This window comes from uncultured Limosilactobacillus sp. (assembly GCF_934202705.1).
Taxonomy (GTDB): Bacteria; Bacillota; Bacilli; order Lactobacillales; family Lactobacillaceae; genus Limosilactobacillus.
The window spans coordinates 41,317-59,373 of record NZ_CAKPYE010000009.1; the positions used below are offsets into that span (position 1 = coordinate 41,317).

An 18,057-nucleotide genomic window follows, 5' to 3' on the forward strand; every position below is an offset into this window, starting at 1 on the left:
TATTAATAATATTTAACTACTTTTCTCCCATCGAGAGTGTAATAATAATGATAACTATATTATGCGAGGTGTTCTTTCGATGAAAAATAATCAATTTGCAATTGCCCCAGCTGATCACCAGCAACGCATCACTGAGCTACAAAAAATTCGTTTACTACAGCCGGATGAAGAGCAACAACTTACCCCCAACCAACTCTGGACAAAATTACTGACCAGAATTCATGTTGCGGGTCAAACTCCCGCACTTGACCATGAATGGCTAAATAGCCTTCTGGCTACACCAAACCTTTCGATTACTGATTGGTTAACTCAAGATGCATCATTAACGGATGACGTTTTCTATCTCGTCGCCCTCCAGCTGCTCCAATTTGAACCAGCAATTGATTTTGATATCCACGCCCCCCTTGCTGGGATGAAAAAGATTCAATTGCCAATGGAACAGCATGCTAAATGGACCACCGCTAACATCATCGATGCCTTTTACTTGTTATTAAATACTCGCACTAAACTCGGGCAAAATTTACTCGACCGCCTTACTAGCCAAGGAATGCTCACTTGGACATACTCCTTACCAGTTAATCAAAAGCCAATCTTTTTCAATGGCAAGCCAATTGCTAGTTTTGATCCAACCAGCTTTATTCGCGAAGTGGTGTATGTTGAAACTGACATGGACACTGATTATGATGGTCAGACTGACCTTGTGAAGGTCGAAATCATGCGTCCTGTAGACAGTAATAATGGCTTAAAAGTTCCTGCCGTCTTCACCGCGAGTCCATATAATCAAGGGACCAATGATGAATGGGGCGAAAAAATTACCCATAATGTTAATGTGCCACTTACACATAAGCGTGCCAAAGAACAATCGCCTGAGGAACCCAATTTCCCAATGACTTTTACCAAACATTCAGTCAATGGCGAAAGCCAAACCGCTACAGAGTCATTTAGTTCCACGCCAGCATACACCCTGAATACTTACTTAAGCGTGCGTGGCTATGCCATTGTCTATGCTTCTGGCATTGGCACAAAAGATTCTGATGGTTTACAAACCTGTGGTTCACCGGAACAAACTGCTTCAATGAAGGCAGTTGTGGAATGGCTTCATGGTGACCGTCGGGCATTCACGGATCGTACCAGCGGAATCACCATCCGCGCAGATTGGTGTAATGGTAATGTTGGAATGACGGGACGTTCTTATCTCGGTACCCTGGCGACGGCAGTGGCAACAACTGGCGTTCCTGGTTTGAAAGCCATCGTTAGCGAAGCGGCAATTTCCAATTGGTATGACTATTACCGAGAAAACGGCTTAGTAATGGCTCCAGGTGGTTTTCAAGGTGAGGATGCTGACGTATTGGCTGCTGAAACCTTCAGCCGGACCAAATCACCTGCTGACTATCAACGAATTGAAACTACCAATAATCGTTATCTGAAGGGACTAGAAGCAGCTGAAGACCGGTCTACCGGGAACTATAATGGCTTTTGGGCACACCGTAATTACATGCCAAACGTTGATAACATTAAGTGTTCCGTCATGATGGTGCATGGGCTTAACGACTGGAACGTTAAACCAGTCAATGTAAAGAACCTTTACGATGCCCTCCAAGGAATGCCCAACACTAGTAAGTTAATTCTGCATCAAGGCCAACACATCTACATTAATGCTTTCCGCTCACTAGACTTCTCAGAAATGATTAACCTATGGTTTGCCAACAAACTATGGAACTTAGAGAACCATGCTGATGATTTACTACCCAATGTGCTGGTTCAGGACAATATCCATCCAGAAACATGGACCACCTATACGAACTGGTCAGGTAACCACAGTACGACCCTTAATCTCACTGCCCACGGTCTCACCACTGAACAGCCAACTAATGCTTCGGTCGTAACCTTTAATGATCAGCAAACGGCGTCAACTTATCAGCAATGGTGTCACCATCCTGCTGATTGGTCCAAAGCCTTGTTAAATGATCGCGATGGTCAATTTAGCGCCCACTTTAGTAGTGCACCATTGAAAAACGATTGGCTATTACGCGGCACTCCAACATTAAAAGTTCGCATTGCGGCGTCTGTTGACCATGGATTATTGAGTGCCCGCCTAGTTGATCGCGGAACCGCGAAGCGCTTAACTATTTCACCGGTCATTCTCGCAAAAGGCGGCCTTGAACTAGCTTACCACTTCGGCACAGACGATCTTCGCGAATTCCAACTTCAAAAGCAACCAACTGATGCGAAAGTCATTTCATATGGCCATATCAACCTCCAAAATCGTCATGACGCGTCAACCGTTGACGATTTAGTTGCTGGTCAGTTTGTTGATGTCGAACTACCGCTGCAACCAGTCTTTCACACCTTAAGCGCTGGTCACCAATTAGAATTAATCCTGTTTGCAACGGACTACGAAATGACGTTACGGGGTAACGAAGCCATTTCCTATCAAATTGACCCGCAAAATTGCTCGTTAATTCTACCAAATAACTAATTAGCACTCTCATCTTAAAGTCAATGCCTGGTGGCGTCATGATAATGACAGCTACCAGGCATTGTTATTTAAAGAAAAATGAGTTAACATTTACCATATTCTAATAATTAAGCAGAGAGGAAGGCAGATTATGAAACAAGGAACGAAGATCTTAACACTCGATAATGGTTACCATCTCTGGACTAACACCCAAGGTGAAGGTGATATCCATTTACTCGCCCTCCACGGTGGGCCCGGTGGTAATCACGAATATTGGGAAGACACTGCCGCACAACTAAAAAAACAAGGATTGAACGTCCAAGTTCACATGTATGATCAACTTGGTTCACTCTATTCAGACCAACCGGATTATTCTGACCCGCAAATTGCCAAAAAATATTTAACCTACGAATATTTCCTGGATGAAGTTGAAGAAGTGCGTCAAAAACTCGGCCTTGACAACTTCTATTTAATCGGTCAAAGCTGGGGTGGTTTGTTAGTTCAAGAATACGCGGTTAAGTATGGTCAACATCTTAAGGGTGCCATTATCTCTTCCATGGTGGACGACGTTGATGATTACGTCGAACACGTTAATAAAATTCGTGAAGACGTGTTGCCTACTGAAGAAGTCGCCTTTATGAAAGAGTGCGAAACCAATGGTAACTGGGACAATGATCGTTATCAAGCTGATGTGCAAGTCCTCAACGAAAATTACGTTGATCGCAAGCAACCATCCAAGCTTGACCACGTCCGTAGCTTAGACGGTGACGCTGTTTACCATGCCTTCCAAGGTGACAACGAGTTCGTCATTACTGGTAAACTAGCCAGTTGGCATTTTACCAACCAACTACACAACATTAAAGTGCCAACGCTGTTAACATTTGGTGAGCATGAAACAATGCCACTCAGTGCTGCCCGACGAATGGAAAAACTGATTCCAAACGCCAAACTGGTGACAACGCCAAATGGTGGTCACCACCATATGCTTGATAATCCAGATGTTTACTATCAGCACTTAGCTGATTTCCTCCGTCAGGTCGAAGCAGGAACATTTAATCAATAAACTTGCAACAACCAGGATCGGTGATCGTCGGTCCTGGTTGTTTTTGGATTTCCTTTTGGTTTCCTCAAAAAGGGCGTAAAATGGAATTATTATTACCTGGGAGGAATTATGATGGCTCAAATGAAAAACTTTATTTTTGATATTGATGGAACACTAATCAATACCCTCGACATGTACATGCCTGCCATGTTTGAAGTGCTCGCCAAACATGGTTATCAATACACACCCGAAGAAACTGACCGGCTCAACAAAGAAGGTTTTGGCATTACCGCCGATGATGCGCTTCGTCTTGCTAAGGTTAAGGAAAAAGATCTTCGTCCCATCCAAGAAGAATGGTTCCGTCTTTCTTATACCCGACAGGATCGTGTGACCGTCTTTCCAGGGATTAAAGAATTGCTGGACGATCTGGCAAAACGTCCTGATAGTCAGCTAGCGGTTGCGACATCAAAGTTGGCCTATGAGTATGCCAAGTTTAAACGCCAGTATTATTTTGCCGATCTTTTCAAGGTTGCTATTACTTCTGAAGATACCCAAAAGCATAAACCATCTCCAGATCCCATCTTAGCAGCAGTAAAAGCACTTGATGCCGACCCAAATACGACCGTCTACATTGGTGATACCATTAATGATTTGAAGGCCGCTCACGCAGCCGGGGTCAAATTTGCAGCAGCGTTATACGGTTCCGCAGACCCTGATTCGATAAAAGACGCCGCGGATTTCTTGCTTCAAACACCAACGGACCTAGAAAAGTACTAACGATTACGCAAAATTCAACTAATGATACCAAAAGTGGCGCAGAGTTCAGGTGAATTGAACTCTGTGCCACTCTTTTGCGCTATTTTCTATTCATGAGCTAATTCGTACTCATCAGTCTCTGAATTGTAATCAAATTCAAGGCGGCTTTGATCAGTTTCAACATAAACTTTCTGATAAGTTGGCTGATAACCATGCTTGGTTAATTTCACAGCAACGTGTCCGTCTTCCGTAATTTCAACGTAGTACTCGTTAAATTCACCTTGTTGATACTTAAAGTCTTGTCCATTATCTTGGTAATGCTTGTAAGAACCACATTCACCAAAGAGTCTGAACGTCATGACCTTCTCTGGTTCATCACTCACGTGCATAACTTTGTTGCCCCATGGTAGAACCGTGTTAGCTTTAATAAAAATCGGCAACTTATCAATTGGTGCATCCGCCATAATGTATTGCCGACCAGCATACTCAGCATGGTTCCAAAAGTCAATCCAGTTACCTGCCGGTAAGTAAACTAATCGCTTCGTTGCTCCTTGATTAACAATTGGTGCGACCAAAACATTGGTGCCGATCATGTACTCATCATTCAAATTCCGGGTCTCATGATCATCTGGGTAATTGAGCACGAGCGGCCGCATCACTGGCAAGCCAGAATCAGTTTCATGACGGAACTGATCATATAAGTATGGAATAAACCGGTAACGCAGGTTCAAGTACTTGCGGTAAATGTCCAGAGTTTGCTTATCAAAAGCCCATGGTTCTTGGTACCGTGAACCCAAAATTGAATGGTTCCGGAATAATGGAACTAGTAACGAAGCTTCAATCCACCGCGTTAACAGTTCAGGTGTCGTATCCTCTTGGAACCCACCAATATCGGTCCCGGCGAACGCAAAGCCACTGAGTCCTAACCCATTTAATTGTGGAATTGCTAATTGTAAATGAGACCAAACGGCAGTATTATCCCCGGTCCAAACAGTGGAATACTTTTGTGTTCCTGCATAAGCAGCCCGAGTAATAATGTACGGACGCTTACCAGTGGCCTGCTTCATTCCTTCATAAGTGGCTTGTGCCTGCAGGTGACCAAAGACGTTATGCATCTTTGCATGGGTGCTAATATTAACCCCATCATGGAAGACTAAATCATCAGGTAATTGGCCCTTAGCTCTGAAGTTCGCAGGTTCATCCATATCATTCCAAACACCACAAACGCCCATGTCGGCAAAGAACTTCACATGTTTTGCCCACCACTTGCGGACATCCTCATTGCCAAAGTCTGGGAAAACCGAGTCACCTGGCCAAACGGAACCGATATAAACACTGCCGTCAGGATTAGTTACAAAGTAACCTTTCTCCATCCCTTCTTTATAGATGTCATACTTATCGTCGACCTTAACTCCGGCATCCAAAATTGGCATTAAACGAATCCCACGCTGTTTCATTTTTTGTACAAAGGCTTTTGGATCCTCATATTTAGTGGTATCCCAAGTGAAGTCACGGTAGCCGTACATGTAGTCAATGTCCAAGTGGATGACGTCAATTGGCAGATTGTGCTCCGCAAAACCATCCGCAATGCTTTCAACGCGCTCATCACTCGTACTGTAGCCCCACCGTGATTGCTGGTAACCAAGCATCCATTTTTGTGGCAACGGCACTACTCCGGTTAAGTAGGTGTAGTTAGCAACGACATCCTTTAGCGTATGACCACCAAGAATGTAATAGTCAACATTGCCGCCAACTGCAGAGTAGTAATAATAATTGTCACTTTCCTTACCTAGATCGAAGTGACTCTTGTAGGTGTCATCAAAGAAGAGCCCATATGGATGACCATTCTTTAGTCCATACATTACTGGAATGGATTTGTATAAATGAGTTTCGGTTTCATTGTGCAGAACCGGCACATCACTGTTCCAGTTATCATACTCATAACCACGCTTATTTAAGAATCCGGTTTTACCACCTAGACCGTAAAAGACTTCGTCTTGAGCCAAGGATTTAATAATTTCAAAATTAACGTTATCAGGATTAGCCTTCGCATGAACAGCATGACCTTCTGACATCACAGTCTTCCGGTGTTCATCGTCCATATCAGTTGGTAATGGGTGCCGCTCACCACGATAATCAAGAACTAGTGGATTGCCATCCGTATCATAAACATCAATTTTGGCATCATCGTAGGCTTTAACAATTAACGCTCCTGTTCGAATTTCAATGTGGTCGCCTTTGTTGTCAACCGTATAATTTGTTTTCCGTTGCTTATTGCCTTCGATTGCATATGAATTTGTTGGACAGCCATGATCCTGAAACACTTGAACAATTTCGCTCGTCAAAATGTTTAAAATTAAGTTTTTGCCTGTCGCAAAGTTTAAAGTAATTTTTTGATTATCATCTTGATACCCTGTTAATTGATTACTCATCGTCATGAAACTTCCTTTCAGTTGACCTGAAGTTAAATGTAATCCGTTTACAGTGAACACTGTACCACATTACGTAAACGTTTACAATAGCTATTTATCAGCAATGTAAACGCTTGCTAGTTTGATGGATTGCTTTATAATAGGAGTAACGATATCTCTGTAAAGGAAATGATTTTATGAAGGCCACTATTAAGGACGTCGCCAAAGCCGCCCACGTTTCGACTGCGACGGTATCCCGCGTTCTCTCAAATAAAAAAGGCACTTATCGGGAAGACACTGCTAAAGCCGTGCGCCAAATTGCCAACAAATTAGGCTACCACCGGAACGTCTCGGCTGCTGAATTGGCAGCCAACGAAGTCAAAACAATTGCAATCATTATTAACAATACCAAAACTAATTTTTGGCAGGAGGTTTTGGATGGTATCCAAGAAGTGCTCCGTGCTACTCACCGAAGTTCAATTATTTTCTACGCTGGTAATAATGACCATCAAATGTTGACTCAAGCCATTAATGATGCTCTCGCACGGTCAGTTTCCGGTATTTTATTAGTCGCTGCGAAGGTGGATGCACAACAGCTTCGTCTCCTGAACAGTTCGGGGTTACCTTACCGTTTTGTTTCAATTTATGGTAGCGATGATCAGAAAACGCAGTTCATCAGTTCCGACAATATCAAAATTGGTGAACTAGCAACTCAATACTTAATTGACCGTGGACACTCCAAAATTGGTCTTCTCGGGATTGACCACTCCACCACTGGTCAACAACGATTGCTTGGCTATGAAAAAATGATGACTAAGGCTAATCTAGTGGTCGATCCCAACTGGGTTCAATATGGTGATTATGGCTTTGAAAGCGGGCAATCGCTCTTTAAAAAGGTCCGTCATTGCGGGCTAACTGCCGTGGTTGCCGCTAGTGATATGGTGGCTGCCGGGATTATTAAAGCCGCCACCCAGTACCATTATCAACTACCACAAGATCTTTCGATCATTAGTATTGACGGCACTTTCATTTGTGATATTACCTCACCAACCATCACCAGTATTTCACAGGAATTTCAATTAATGGGTCAGCGTAGTGTGCAAAGTTTAATACAAAATACCGCTGCTGAATTTATCCCAGTTAAAATTGTGGCTCGCGAAAGCGTTAAAAAGATCCGTAATTAAGTTCATAAATGTGATAGAATGTTCCCTGTATCAATAAGGGAGCGAATTATCATGAAGCAATTTAAAAAACTCTTTTTAGGAGTCACGTTAGTGCTAACCTCACTACTCATCATCATGGGTGGAACAAAGCTTAACGCGCAGGCTGCTAAAATTGACTATCGAAAGCCATCAGAAAGTAAGCCATACCCAAATGTTCAAAAGAATCCCGGAATGTGGATTCATGTCAATCTCAAAAAGCAACGGGTTTACTTAATGAGCAAGAAAAATAAAAAGCTATATACAATGTATTGTTCTTCTGGTGCGCACAACGCAACGCCGACAGGCACTTACCATATTGAAGATATTCGTGGCGACACTTTCTATAATCAAGCAGAAAAAGCCGGTGCTAATTACTATGTGGCTTGGAAAGGCAACGACTTCCTCTTCCACTCTGTGCCAATTAATGACAAAGGGCAATATAACAAGAAACAGGCTTCTTACCTTGGTAAAAAGCCAATGTCACATGGTTGCATCCGTCTCTCAATTCCAGATTCCCAGTGGATGTATAAAAACATTCCCACTGGTACGAAAGTCGTTATTTCAAAAAATTAGTAAAAACCATTAAATCGGCCAGTCTCGCATGAGGCTAGCCGATTTTTTATCATCATTTAATTACGGTTAAACTTACTTCTCTGCCTGTTTTTTGTGGTAAACTCATTGCTAATCGTTAATACTTGAGGAAGTTCATCATGAAATTTATTCATCGTTTAATTATTTCGATCATTGTTGTATGCCTGGTCATCTTTGGTGGACGCTACCTTTTCTACCAGCATCTTGAGAACACATCAATCACGAACCGTGCTCCTACCAACAGCCAATGGCTACATTCATCTGAAAATAAGCCCTATCCGAATGTTAACCAGTATCCCCATCTTTGGCTACTCGTATCAAAAAGCAAACAACGGGTCTTCCTGATTAATCACGGAAAAGTCCTCTACACAATGTATGCATCAACGGGTTCTGGAAAAAGCAATCAGACTCCCAATGGAACCTACCGAATTCAAGCCGAACGTGGTTTATCATTTTTCAACGCCAAAAGCGGTGAGGGGGCTCGTTACTGGGTTTCATGGAAAAATCATGGCGAATACCTTTTTCACTCTGTTCCGATTAACCATCAAGGTCAATATCTGGTGAATGAAGCACAAGAACTGGGGAAAGCAGCCAATTCTCATGGTTGTATCCGACTTTCTGTACCAGACGCTCGCTGGTTATATCAAAACATTAAACAAGGCACTAAAGTGGTAATTACGAATTCTTAAATTCAAGGAACTATCCATACCAAAGTACTTTGCAAGACTTTAATACAAATAATACAATTCGCAAAGGAGCCAATTATGCATCGCTAGGATATAACCAACTCCCTATTTTTGATCACCAAATAAGGTTGCTAGCTTTGCTGCCACTGCCGGATCTAAGTTATCGGCAACCGTTTCTTGACTAGCAGCTTTTTCTGTCCGAGCTTCTTGAATTTGATTCTGCAAATGATCAATCACTGCCCGTTCGCCAACTTGAATCAGATTAATGTCAATTCGGCCACCGGCAGCATCAGCATGCCCGCCACCATGAAAATACTTTTCCGCAAACTGGGCCACATCAATTTGGCCGTTGCTTCGTAATGATAAACTGGTCGGGCTAATCACCATCGCTGCTTCAGCTTCGGGATGCTCTTGCAGCAATTCATGAGCAATTTCTGACTTATAATCATCCGCATAAACAAATCCCCACTGATGCCCTGCTAATTCATCGATTAACACATCTTTTAAATGATGATGGAGATAATGGCTTCGCCGATCATTTAACGTCTGAATTAATAATTGATTGGCCTGTCGATAATGTGGCCATCCCTGCTGTAAAACAGCTTGAATGAAGTCAGTTGAATGATCCAGCGGATAAAACCAAAAGAGCTGGTCTAATTCATCCGCTCCTGTTTTTACCTCAGCAGGCAGTGTGGCATCATTTTGCCAATCCCATGTATCGTAAGCTCGAATCAATTCAACAACTTGGGCTAATTGTTGCTGCCGTTCTAACGACAGCATCTTAAAACGCGGCTGGTGCTGTATCCATTGCCAAACTAGGCTGGTTGCACTTTGATTTTGGTCATTCTCAAACGTCACCATATTATTCGAATACATTTGTCGAATATCAGCAGCGGTCTCATGATGGTCAAAGACTAACCAATGATTAGCAAAATGCGCGTTCAGTTCACGAAAAGTATGTTCACTTTCTGGCGTCATGTCCATGATATAAGCATCAGAAAAGGACCCTAAGTCGGCATGGGTAAACCAGTGATCTAGTTCCTCATCGATTTTGCCGGCACCAATATTGGTGATCGTAAACTGTTCATCCGGAAAAACTGTTGCTTGCACTACCTGGAGTAAGTATGGCGCCCCAAAGCCGTCTAGGTCATTATGCGAAAAAATTTTAATTTGTCGATTCGTCATCTCATTCATTCCCCATTATTTTTCTCAATTATACAAAAAGTGCTGGACGACCACTAGTCGTTCAGCACTTCTGTTTTAATCAAACTATTTAGTTGCTTCAGCTTTAGCAGCAGAAACCCCTTCATGAATTTGGTGAACCGCGATGGCACCAATGATTAAAGAAATTCCGGCAATTAGCATCATTGTTGGTTGGTCCTTACCCGTCATTGGGAAGATAATAAAACTGAGCAATGATGCCACAATTTGTGGTAAACAAATTCCAATGTTAAAGAGTCCCATGTAGGCCCCTTCGTTAGTCCCATTGAGTGATGAAGTTAACAGTGTAAATGGAATGGTGTGAATCGTGAAGTAAGCAATTCCGAAGAGAATAAAGGCTACCACAGTCAAAGCTTGACTGTGCGCTAATGAAACCAGGATCAGACCAATTCCACCAAGCGCTAGTCCTAATGTATACCATTGTTTCCGCGCAGTGGCCTTTGACTTGGAGTATAAGAAGCCCCAGCAAATTCCGGCAACACTTAAAATGGCCGTTAAAACACCATACCAGTTACCAGCTGCTTGGAAGCCGGCGCTGGTTGGATTAGTGGTTCCCCAAACGTTCTTAGCTAAGGTCCCAGTAGAGTACGTCCAAACATACATTACACCAACCCAACTGAAGAATTGGACCAAGCAAATTTCGTAAAAGGCTTTTGGTGCCGTCTTTAACAAATGCCACAGAGAAACAGACTTTTTATTAGCGGCTGGGTCAATTCCATGATACTTCGCATACGTTGCTGGATCATATTCTTTAACGTTAAAGACTGTCCACATACTAGTGATTAACAAGACAGCGGCTGCGACGATGTAGGCCCAAATAACCGTATTGGGAACAACCCCCTTCTTCGCCGTATTATGCATTCCAAATGCGGTAAAAATAAATGGGAGCAGTGAAGCTAAGATTCCACCAGTGTTGAAGAAAATTTGTTGCCATGACCAAGCAAAGTTCTTTTGCTTATTGTTAACCATATCACCGACAATCATTCGAAATGGTTGCATACAAATGTTGTTGAAGAGATCCATAAAACAAACAGCAAAGGCTGCAAAGACCATCGCTGCGATTGAACCGTAGCCAAAGCCAAATGAACCAGAGAACGGTAGCATTAATAATACCAGTGCCGCAATTGGTGCCCCAAACAGCAGGTATGGCATCCGCCGCCCAAAGCGGTTCCATGTCCGGTCAGAGTACTTACCAATTAATGGTTGAACAATCATTCCCATCAGTGGTGGAAAAATAAAGAAAAAACCTAAAGTGTTCGGATTAGCGCCAATGGATTGGAAAATCCGACTCATTTGAGAACTCTGCAGTGAGAATCCCATGTTAATTCCTAAGAAACCAAACGTAATCGCAAAAATTACGCGTTTTGATAGATCTGGCAAACCAGCATCAAGATCAACCCGTGCTTGTTTGGTGGGCTGAGCTTGGTGAAGATGATTGCCCTTATGTGTCATATCCATTATTTACACTCCCCTAATTGACAACAAAAACTAATTTCGTCATAAATCATTGAATAATTGCAAAAAATACAAAATTAATTTTTGTAGACAGCTAACTCTTGTAAACGTTTACATTAACTACAATTCTTATCCTAGCATCTTTTTACCAATTTGCAACACCTTTTACAAAAACGCTTACATTTTTAGCAACAAAAAACGGCTTTAACCCCGTTGCTAACTATCAACCAAGCTATTGCCGTTCTTTTAAACTTAATTTTTCCACATTCAATACTTTGTCAAACCAGCCATTCGTAAAGCTAGCTTCGTGACTAACTAAAATGAGGTTGCCAGGAAACTGTTGAAGGGCCTTTTTTAACCCCGCCTTGGTTTCATCATCTAGGTGATTCGTTGGTTCATCCATCACCAAAAAATTACTTGGTGTCAGCTCAAGAATGGCTAATTTAACCTTCGTTTGTTCACCACCTGATAGGAGGTGCAGGGGTTTTTGCGTATTGGCTGCATTAATCCCTGCTCGTGCCAACCGTTGCCGAATCGTTTTGGGCATCATCGTTGGAAACAGGTTTTGAATAGTTTGCAATGGTGTTAGATTCGGCTCGTCCCATTCCAGATCTTGATCAAAATAGTTCACAACTGCCGATGGAGAAAAGCTGACAGCTCCTGATAAAGCCGGAATTTTTCCTAAAATTGATTTAATTAAGGTTGACTTGCCGACCCCATTAAATCCAGTCAGCAGTAATTTTTCACCCATCGTCATGGAAAATGTTACTGGTTTGAGGAGGGGCTTGCCATACCCGACGGACAGCTCAGTAACTCGCAAGGCATTCGCGGAGCCAGTATTTTCGTATGGAAACTTAAACGTTGCTTTTAAGTTGTCTGAAGGCGGATCAATCCGTTCCATCCGCGCCAACATTTTCTCCCGTGATTTTGCCATTGTCGATTTCGACCCAGCTTTATTCTTACGAATAAATCGTTCCGCCTTTTCAATTGTTTCCTGCTGTTTTTCGTACTCACGCTGTTGTGTTTCCTTGCGCTCCTCCTTTTGGCGCATTGCCTGCCGGAAACTCCCCCGATATTTAGTAATTTTGCCAAAGGCCACATCCACAATTGAATTCGTCACTTGTTCCAAGAAGTCGTAATCGTGGGAAATAATCATGGCAGCTCCAGAAAAATCATTTAGGTAATCAATCAGCCATTCAATGTGGGCCGTGTCCAGATAATTAGTTGGTTCGTCCAGTAAAATCACGTCTGGATTTTCCAAGAGCATTTTTGCCAAAATAATCTTGGAACGCTGACCGCCACTCATTTCAGAAACCACGTGATCTTTCCCAATCTCGTTCAAACCGAGTCCTGTCATTACCCGTTCAATCGTGGTTTCAATTTCATAAAAATGATTAGCATCAAGTTGTTCTTGTAATCGTCCAGCCTTGGTTAGCAATTGATCATCCATGGATGTCGCATAATCAGCATACAGTTGATTCATTTGATCATTAATTTGGTACAGCTTGCTAAAGGCCGTATGCAAAAACTCAATCAGGGTCATTCCATGCGGAATATCAACATACTGGTCTAAATAGCCAATGCGAGTGTGCTTTTGCCATTTAATTTGACCAGCTACTGGCAATTCAGCCCCGATTAAAATTTTAATTAAGGTTGATTTGCCCGCCCCATTTTGACCGACAATTCCCATATGTTCGCCTTTTTCTAACTGAAAGCTGGCGTTTTCGTACAGCTTCTTATCCGCAAAACTCATTGTTAGTCCGGTTACATCTAAAACGGCCATTCCATTTTCCTCCGTCTAATTTAATCAAATACTACTAATCATACCAACTTACATTAACGAACACAACAAAAAAGTTTCAAAAGTGCTAAGATAGAAGTTAGAACGTTTAACAACATATAAATTAAGGAGGGCTTACAATGCGCATGTTGATTATTAACGGCAGTCCACTCAAGGCGGGTGCCGTTCGTGCCATTACCAATCGTTTTAGTGCCGGCGCTCAGGAAGCTGGTCAAGAAGTGATCCTATTTAATGCCGGTAGTGATCCTTTGCCAATGTTGAGTGTTGATCATGACCAGCATTTTAAGTTAGATCATGAACGATTAAAAGAACTAAAAGATGAAATGATCAAGGCCGACACCATTGTTTTTAGTACCCCCCTCTACTTCTTTGGCATGTCTGCCCAAATGAAAACGGTCATTGACTATATGCAATTTTGGACAAAGGAATTACGAAAAGAAAAGACTGCCGTATTGATTGCGGTCGCAGAAACTGACAATTTTGATAATATCAAATCTGAATTTAAAGAGATTTTCGATGATCTCGGTTGGCGCTTTGGCGGCCAAGTTCTTGCTGGTAAAGTCACTGGTCCAGATCACCTTCGTTTCTATCCAGAAGTTGCGTATGAGCTGGGAAAATCTTTATAAAAAACCAACAAACTGCCATTTATTTTTGCTAATTTAACAATTAAGGAACTGCAAAATAAGTGCCCTGATCGAATTGAAATACGAATAGAGCGGGGTACATAAAAGGACTGTCGTGTTTGGCTTTGCCATACACGACAGTCCTTTTTTACTCCCAGATAAGCTGCTTCTCGTCAAGATAGGGGCCTCTTTCCTAGTCAAATCTAGCTAGAATTTCTTGTACCGCGTGCCAGGATAGCGTTGCACACTTAATCCGTGCCGGAAATTCAGCAACGGTTCCCATCACTGCTGCATCCCCTAGTTCGTTTTGCAATGGTTCCGGAATCGTTTTGCCCATACATAAATCTAAAAACGCTTGAATTAACCGTTGGGCTTCACTCACAGTCCGGCCATTTAATTCATCAGTCATCATACTGGCAGCTGCTTGGGAAATGGTACAGCCCTCACCATTGAAACATAAATGGCGAATCGTCCCCGCCTTAATCTGCAGGGAGACATTAATCGTATCACCGCACGTCGGATTATGCAGTGTCAACTGTTGGCCATCCTGTGGCAGTTTAATAGCATAATGATGCGGTTGTTTGGCATGTTCTAATACCAAAGTCTTGTATAAGAAACCTAATTTAGCTAAGCCCATTGCTAAAGAACTCCTTCACTGCAGCAAGTGCATCTATCAATCGTTGACACTCATCAACTGTGTTATAAAAAGCTACACTGGCCCGGACAGTTGCGGTCACGCCCAACGTTTTCATCAACGGCTGGGCACAATGATGTCCCGCGCGAACAGCAATTCCTTCCATATCCAATCCCGTGGCAACATCATGCGGATGCAGGCCATTCAAGTTAAAGGCGAACACGCCGGTATGAAACTGCTGCGGTCCATATAACGTGACTCCACTAAATTCGCGAAGCCGAGGTAGCAGGTAGTCAGTCAACCGTTGTTCACGATGCTCAATTGTTTTCCAGCCAACTCGTGTGAAATAATCAATTGCCGCCCCGAGACCGACGACCCCGCCAATATTTGGTGTCCCGGCTTCAAAACCTAATGGCGCGGTTTTAAAAGTAGTTTTCTCGCGGGTCACGTTCTCAATCATTTCGCCACCAAACTGTACTGGACGGGTCATCGCTAATCGATCATGTTGGCCATATAAAACACCGATGCCAGTTGGGGCTAACATTTTATGACCGGAAAACGCAATAAAATCCGCCCCCCATGTTTGTACATTAACGGGGTGGTGACCAATATACTGGGCAGCATCGACCACTACGTAAGCATTCATCTGATGGGCTAGTGCCACGATCTTTTGGACCGGGTTGACGGTGCCTAGAACGTTAGAAGCAGCCGTTATTGCAACAATCTTGGTGCGTGGCGTAATTACTTTAGCCGCACTCTGGAAATCTAATTTTTGTTCATCATCAAGTTCAATAAACTTTAGCTCTGCTCCAGTCCGGCTTGCTAACTCCTGCCAAGGAACTAGATTACTATGGTGTTCCATCGCAGTCACGACGATTTCATCGCCGCTTTGGACGACTTGATCACCAAATCCCCGAGCAATCACGTTAAGACTCTCAGTAGTGGAACGCGTAAATACAATCTCATCTGTCCGCTGCGCATTAATAAAATCCGCCACTTGTTGTCGAACCCGTTCATAGTGTTCGGTCGCCCGTTCTGCTAACGTATGAACTCCCCGATGAACATTCGCATGCTCAGTTAAATAATAATTTCGCATGGCATCCAAAACCGGCAATGGCAATTGTGAAGTAGCAGCATTATCAAAATAGACTAACGGTTCCTCATTAACTCGTTGCTGAAGAATCGGAAAATCTCGCCGGATTGTTTGAACATCCATTTTTCTACTCCTCTCCGCTTATTTATGATGCCGATTTTTCTTGTAGCTCCAGACAGTTCCAATTAAAAAGCAGACAATGACGATCACGACATATATCCAGATCATACTTTTCCCTCCTTACAATAAAAAAGAGGTTTGGAAACCTCCGTTTTCAAACCTCTTAATTATATCATTTTTTGACAACCAGATTAGTGTTCTTGAACTTGATCTGGGTGTGCTTGTTCCCAACGGTGTTCAGTGAAGAAGTAAATCGCAATTAATGCGAAACAGATTGCTGGAACAACGAAGGAAAGTTGCATTGAACCTGAAAGGTCAGATACCCGACCCATCAGAAGCGGAACTAATGATCCACCGATTAAGGACATAACCATGAAGGCACCACCAGTTTCGGTGTACTTCTTTTCGTGAACTTGGTCCAAGCCGTGAGCATAAATAGTTGGCCAGAATGGTCCAAAGAAGAAGTCACTCATAACAGCACCCCAAATGGCTGCTTGACTGTGCCAAGTGAAGGCAAAGACTAAGCTCAATGTACCAAGGATCCCGTACCAGGTCATAACCTTAGTAATGGAGAAGCGGTGCATTAACCAGGTAGCTGGTAGCTTACCAATGAAGAACGCAGCATAACCAAACATCATGTAGTTAGTAGCAGCGTGGTCTGAAATGTTTGGAATAATCCGTAATGCTAAACGAATTGTAAATGACCAGACACAAGTCTGCATCCCAGCGTAAAGGAATTGGGCACCAACAGCCTTCATGAAGCGCTTGTTGTGGAATAAGTAACTAACTGATTCACCAGTTGATGGCTTCTTTTCTTCAACCCCTTGGGCGTCCTTCTTAGGAGCAGCCTTGGAGTATGGCATCTTGGTAATTGCAATTAAGATAAAGAGAATAATTAATGCAACTAAGATGTACTTGTATGGCTTCAAAGTTAATTGAAGCACTTCCTTATTGTAAGCCAGCTTTTGTGCGGCATTCATACCTTTAACTTCGTCTTCCATGTTACCGTGGCCAGCAAAGACAAGGTACTTACCTAAAACAATCCCGGTGATGTTACCAATTGGAATTAATAATTGGGAAATGTTAATCCGCATGTTAGCAGTGCTCTTAGGTCCAAGCATTGTGGAGTAAGTATCACAAGAAGTTTCCAAGAAACTTAATCCGATTGCGATAACAAACACAGCACCTAAGAACATCCCGTAAGTTGCCATGTGTGATGCTGGGAAGAACAGTGCACAACCGATAATGAAGAATGTTAAGCCAGTTAAAATAGCAAATTTATAAGTGTTCTTCCGAATGATCGCAGCAGCAGGTAAAGCAATTAAGAAGTAACCACCGTAGAAAGCAAATTGAACTAAGGCCGTTGCCGTATCGTTCAAAGTAAAGACCGTCTTGAATTGAGTAATCAAGATATCGTTCAAAGCGGCAGCCATTGCCCAGAATGGGAAGACTAAAGTAACTAAAATGTATTGCCAAATTGGCGTTCTGCTAAGGTAACCATCGGGATACTGAACCCATGATTGCTTTTTTGTACTATCCATTATTAAACCTCTTTCTGAATAATTCCTAGAATGTTACTCCAGATTCAAGAATGATGTTGGAGTATGGTGTCATTTCCCCAGTCCGAATAAAGGCATGGGTCTTCGCCAAGTTCTTCTTCAAATCTGAGTGTGGCATGAATTCAATTTCAACATCTGGCAAAGCCTTCTTGATGTTTTCTAATTGTTCTGGGTTTTGATCCTTGATTTCATCAGCCAAGTAAATCTTTTGAACCTTCATTTCTTTCAAAACGTTTTTCAAAACGTCCATGAAACTTGGTAATTCCTTATCGACACAAAGATCAATCTTCTTGGTGCCCATCGGAACTGGCATTCCAGCGTCACCAATTGACAGCCAGTCCATGTGGCCCATTCCTGCAACAACAGAAGCAACTTCTGAATTCAAAATTCCTGTTTTTTTCATTT

General features: G+C 42.6%; 15 protein-coding genes. 7 read left to right on the forward strand and 8 right to left on the reverse strand.

Annotation, left to right across the window (positions count from 1 at the left end; genetic code table 11):
- Positions 1 to 79: 79 nt before the first annotated feature.
- From Q0C76_RS06740 to Q0C76_RS06750, 3 genes are all read left to right on the forward strand, one after another.
- On the forward strand, positions 80 to 2,479 hold the full coding sequence (locus Q0C76_RS06740) for a Xaa-Pro dipeptidyl-peptidase (protein ID WP_295731294.1): 2,400 nt from the start codon (positions 80 to 82) through the stop codon (positions 2,477 to 2,479).
- A 130-nt stretch (positions 2,480 to 2,609) separates the two neighbouring features.
- A complete protein-coding gene (locus Q0C76_RS06745) occupies positions 2,610 to 3,521 on the forward strand; it encodes a proline-specific peptidase family protein (protein ID WP_295731296.1) in 912 nt (303 codons plus the stop codon).
- Positions 3,522 to 3,629: 108 nt separating this feature from the next.
- Entirely contained in the window at positions 3,630 to 4,277 is a 648-nt protein-coding gene (locus Q0C76_RS06750; protein ID WP_295731298.1) for an HAD family hydrolase, read from the forward strand.
- 86 nt (positions 4,278 to 4,363) lie between these two features.
- Here the strand turns inward: Q0C76_RS06750 and Q0C76_RS06755 are convergent, their stop codons facing one another.
- Positions 4,364 to 6,688, reverse strand: coding sequence for a glycoside hydrolase family 31 protein (locus Q0C76_RS06755; RefSeq protein ID WP_295731300.1), 2,325 nt, complete (start codon positions 6,686 to 6,688; stop codon positions 4,364 to 4,366).
- Between the two features lie 176 nt (positions 6,689 to 6,864).
- Here Q0C76_RS06755 and Q0C76_RS06760 point away from each other — a divergent pair, with 176 nt between their 5' ends.
- From Q0C76_RS06760 to Q0C76_RS06770, 3 genes are all read left to right on the forward strand, one after another.
- Positions 6,865 to 7,851: a LacI family DNA-binding transcriptional regulator gene (locus tag Q0C76_RS06760; RefSeq protein ID WP_295731302.1), complete on the forward strand. Its 987-nt coding sequence runs from the start codon at positions 6,865 to 6,867 to the stop codon at positions 7,849 to 7,851.
- 51 nt (positions 7,852 to 7,902) lie between these two features.
- A complete protein-coding gene (locus Q0C76_RS06765) occupies positions 7,903 to 8,442 on the forward strand; it encodes a L,D-transpeptidase (RefSeq protein WP_295731304.1) in 540 nt (179 codons plus the stop codon).
- 137 nt (positions 8,443 to 8,579) lie between these two features.
- Complete coding sequence (locus Q0C76_RS06770) at positions 8,580 to 9,149, forward strand: L,D-transpeptidase (protein ID WP_295731306.1); 570 nt, start codon at positions 8,580 to 8,582, stop codon at positions 9,147 to 9,149.
- A gap of 102 nt (positions 9,150 to 9,251) precedes the next feature.
- Here Q0C76_RS06770 and Q0C76_RS06775 read toward each other — a convergent pair whose 3' ends face one another.
- The 3 genes from Q0C76_RS06775 to Q0C76_RS06785 all read right to left on the reverse strand — a co-directional run bounded on the left by Q0C76_RS06775 (position 9,252) and on the right by Q0C76_RS06785 (position 13,605).
- Entirely contained in the window at positions 9,252 to 10,331 is a 1,080-nt protein-coding gene (locus Q0C76_RS06775; protein ID WP_295731308.1) for a DHHA1 domain-containing protein, read from the reverse strand.
- 84 nt (positions 10,332 to 10,415) lie between these two features.
- Positions 10,416 to 11,819, reverse strand: coding sequence for an SLC45 family MFS transporter (locus Q0C76_RS06780; protein WP_295731381.1), 1,404 nt, complete (start codon positions 11,817 to 11,819; stop codon positions 10,416 to 10,418).
- A 235-nt stretch (positions 11,820 to 12,054) separates the two neighbouring features.
- Positions 12,055 to 13,605, reverse strand: coding sequence for an ABC-F family ATP-binding cassette domain-containing protein (locus tag Q0C76_RS06785; RefSeq protein WP_295731310.1), 1,551 nt, complete (start codon positions 13,603 to 13,605; stop codon positions 12,055 to 12,057).
- A gap of 137 nt (positions 13,606 to 13,742) precedes the next feature.
- Here Q0C76_RS06785 and Q0C76_RS06790 point away from each other — a divergent pair, with 137 nt between their 5' ends.
- A complete protein-coding gene (locus tag Q0C76_RS06790; protein WP_295731312.1) occupies positions 13,743 to 14,249 on the forward strand; it encodes a flavodoxin family protein in 507 nt (168 codons plus the stop codon).
- 190 nt (positions 14,250 to 14,439) lie between these two features.
- On the opposite strand, the gene sufU is transcribed toward Q0C76_RS06790, so the two are convergent.
- The 4 genes from sufU to rbsD form a co-directional block, all read right to left on the reverse strand.
- A complete protein-coding gene (gene sufU, locus Q0C76_RS06795; RefSeq protein WP_295731314.1) occupies positions 14,440 to 14,883 on the reverse strand; it encodes a Fe-S cluster assembly sulfur transfer protein SufU in 444 nt (147 codons plus the stop codon).
- On the reverse strand, positions 14,870 to 16,096 hold the full coding sequence (locus Q0C76_RS06800) for an aminotransferase class V-fold PLP-dependent enzyme (protein WP_295731316.1): 1,227 nt from the start codon (positions 16,094 to 16,096) through the stop codon (positions 14,870 to 14,872). The genes sufU and Q0C76_RS06800 overlap by 14 nt, the downstream gene beginning before the upstream one ends.
- Positions 16,097 to 16,284: 188 nt before the next feature.
- Complete coding sequence (gene fucP, locus Q0C76_RS06805) at positions 16,285 to 17,634, reverse strand: L-fucose:H+ symporter permease (RefSeq protein WP_295731317.1); 1,350 nt, start codon at positions 17,632 to 17,634, stop codon at positions 16,285 to 16,287.
- Between the two features lie 25 nt (positions 17,635 to 17,659).
- Entirely contained in the window at positions 17,660 to 18,055 is a 396-nt protein-coding gene (gene rbsD / locus Q0C76_RS06810) for a D-ribose pyranase (protein WP_204784443.1), read from the reverse strand.
- Positions 18,056 to 18,057: the final 2 nt, after the last annotated feature.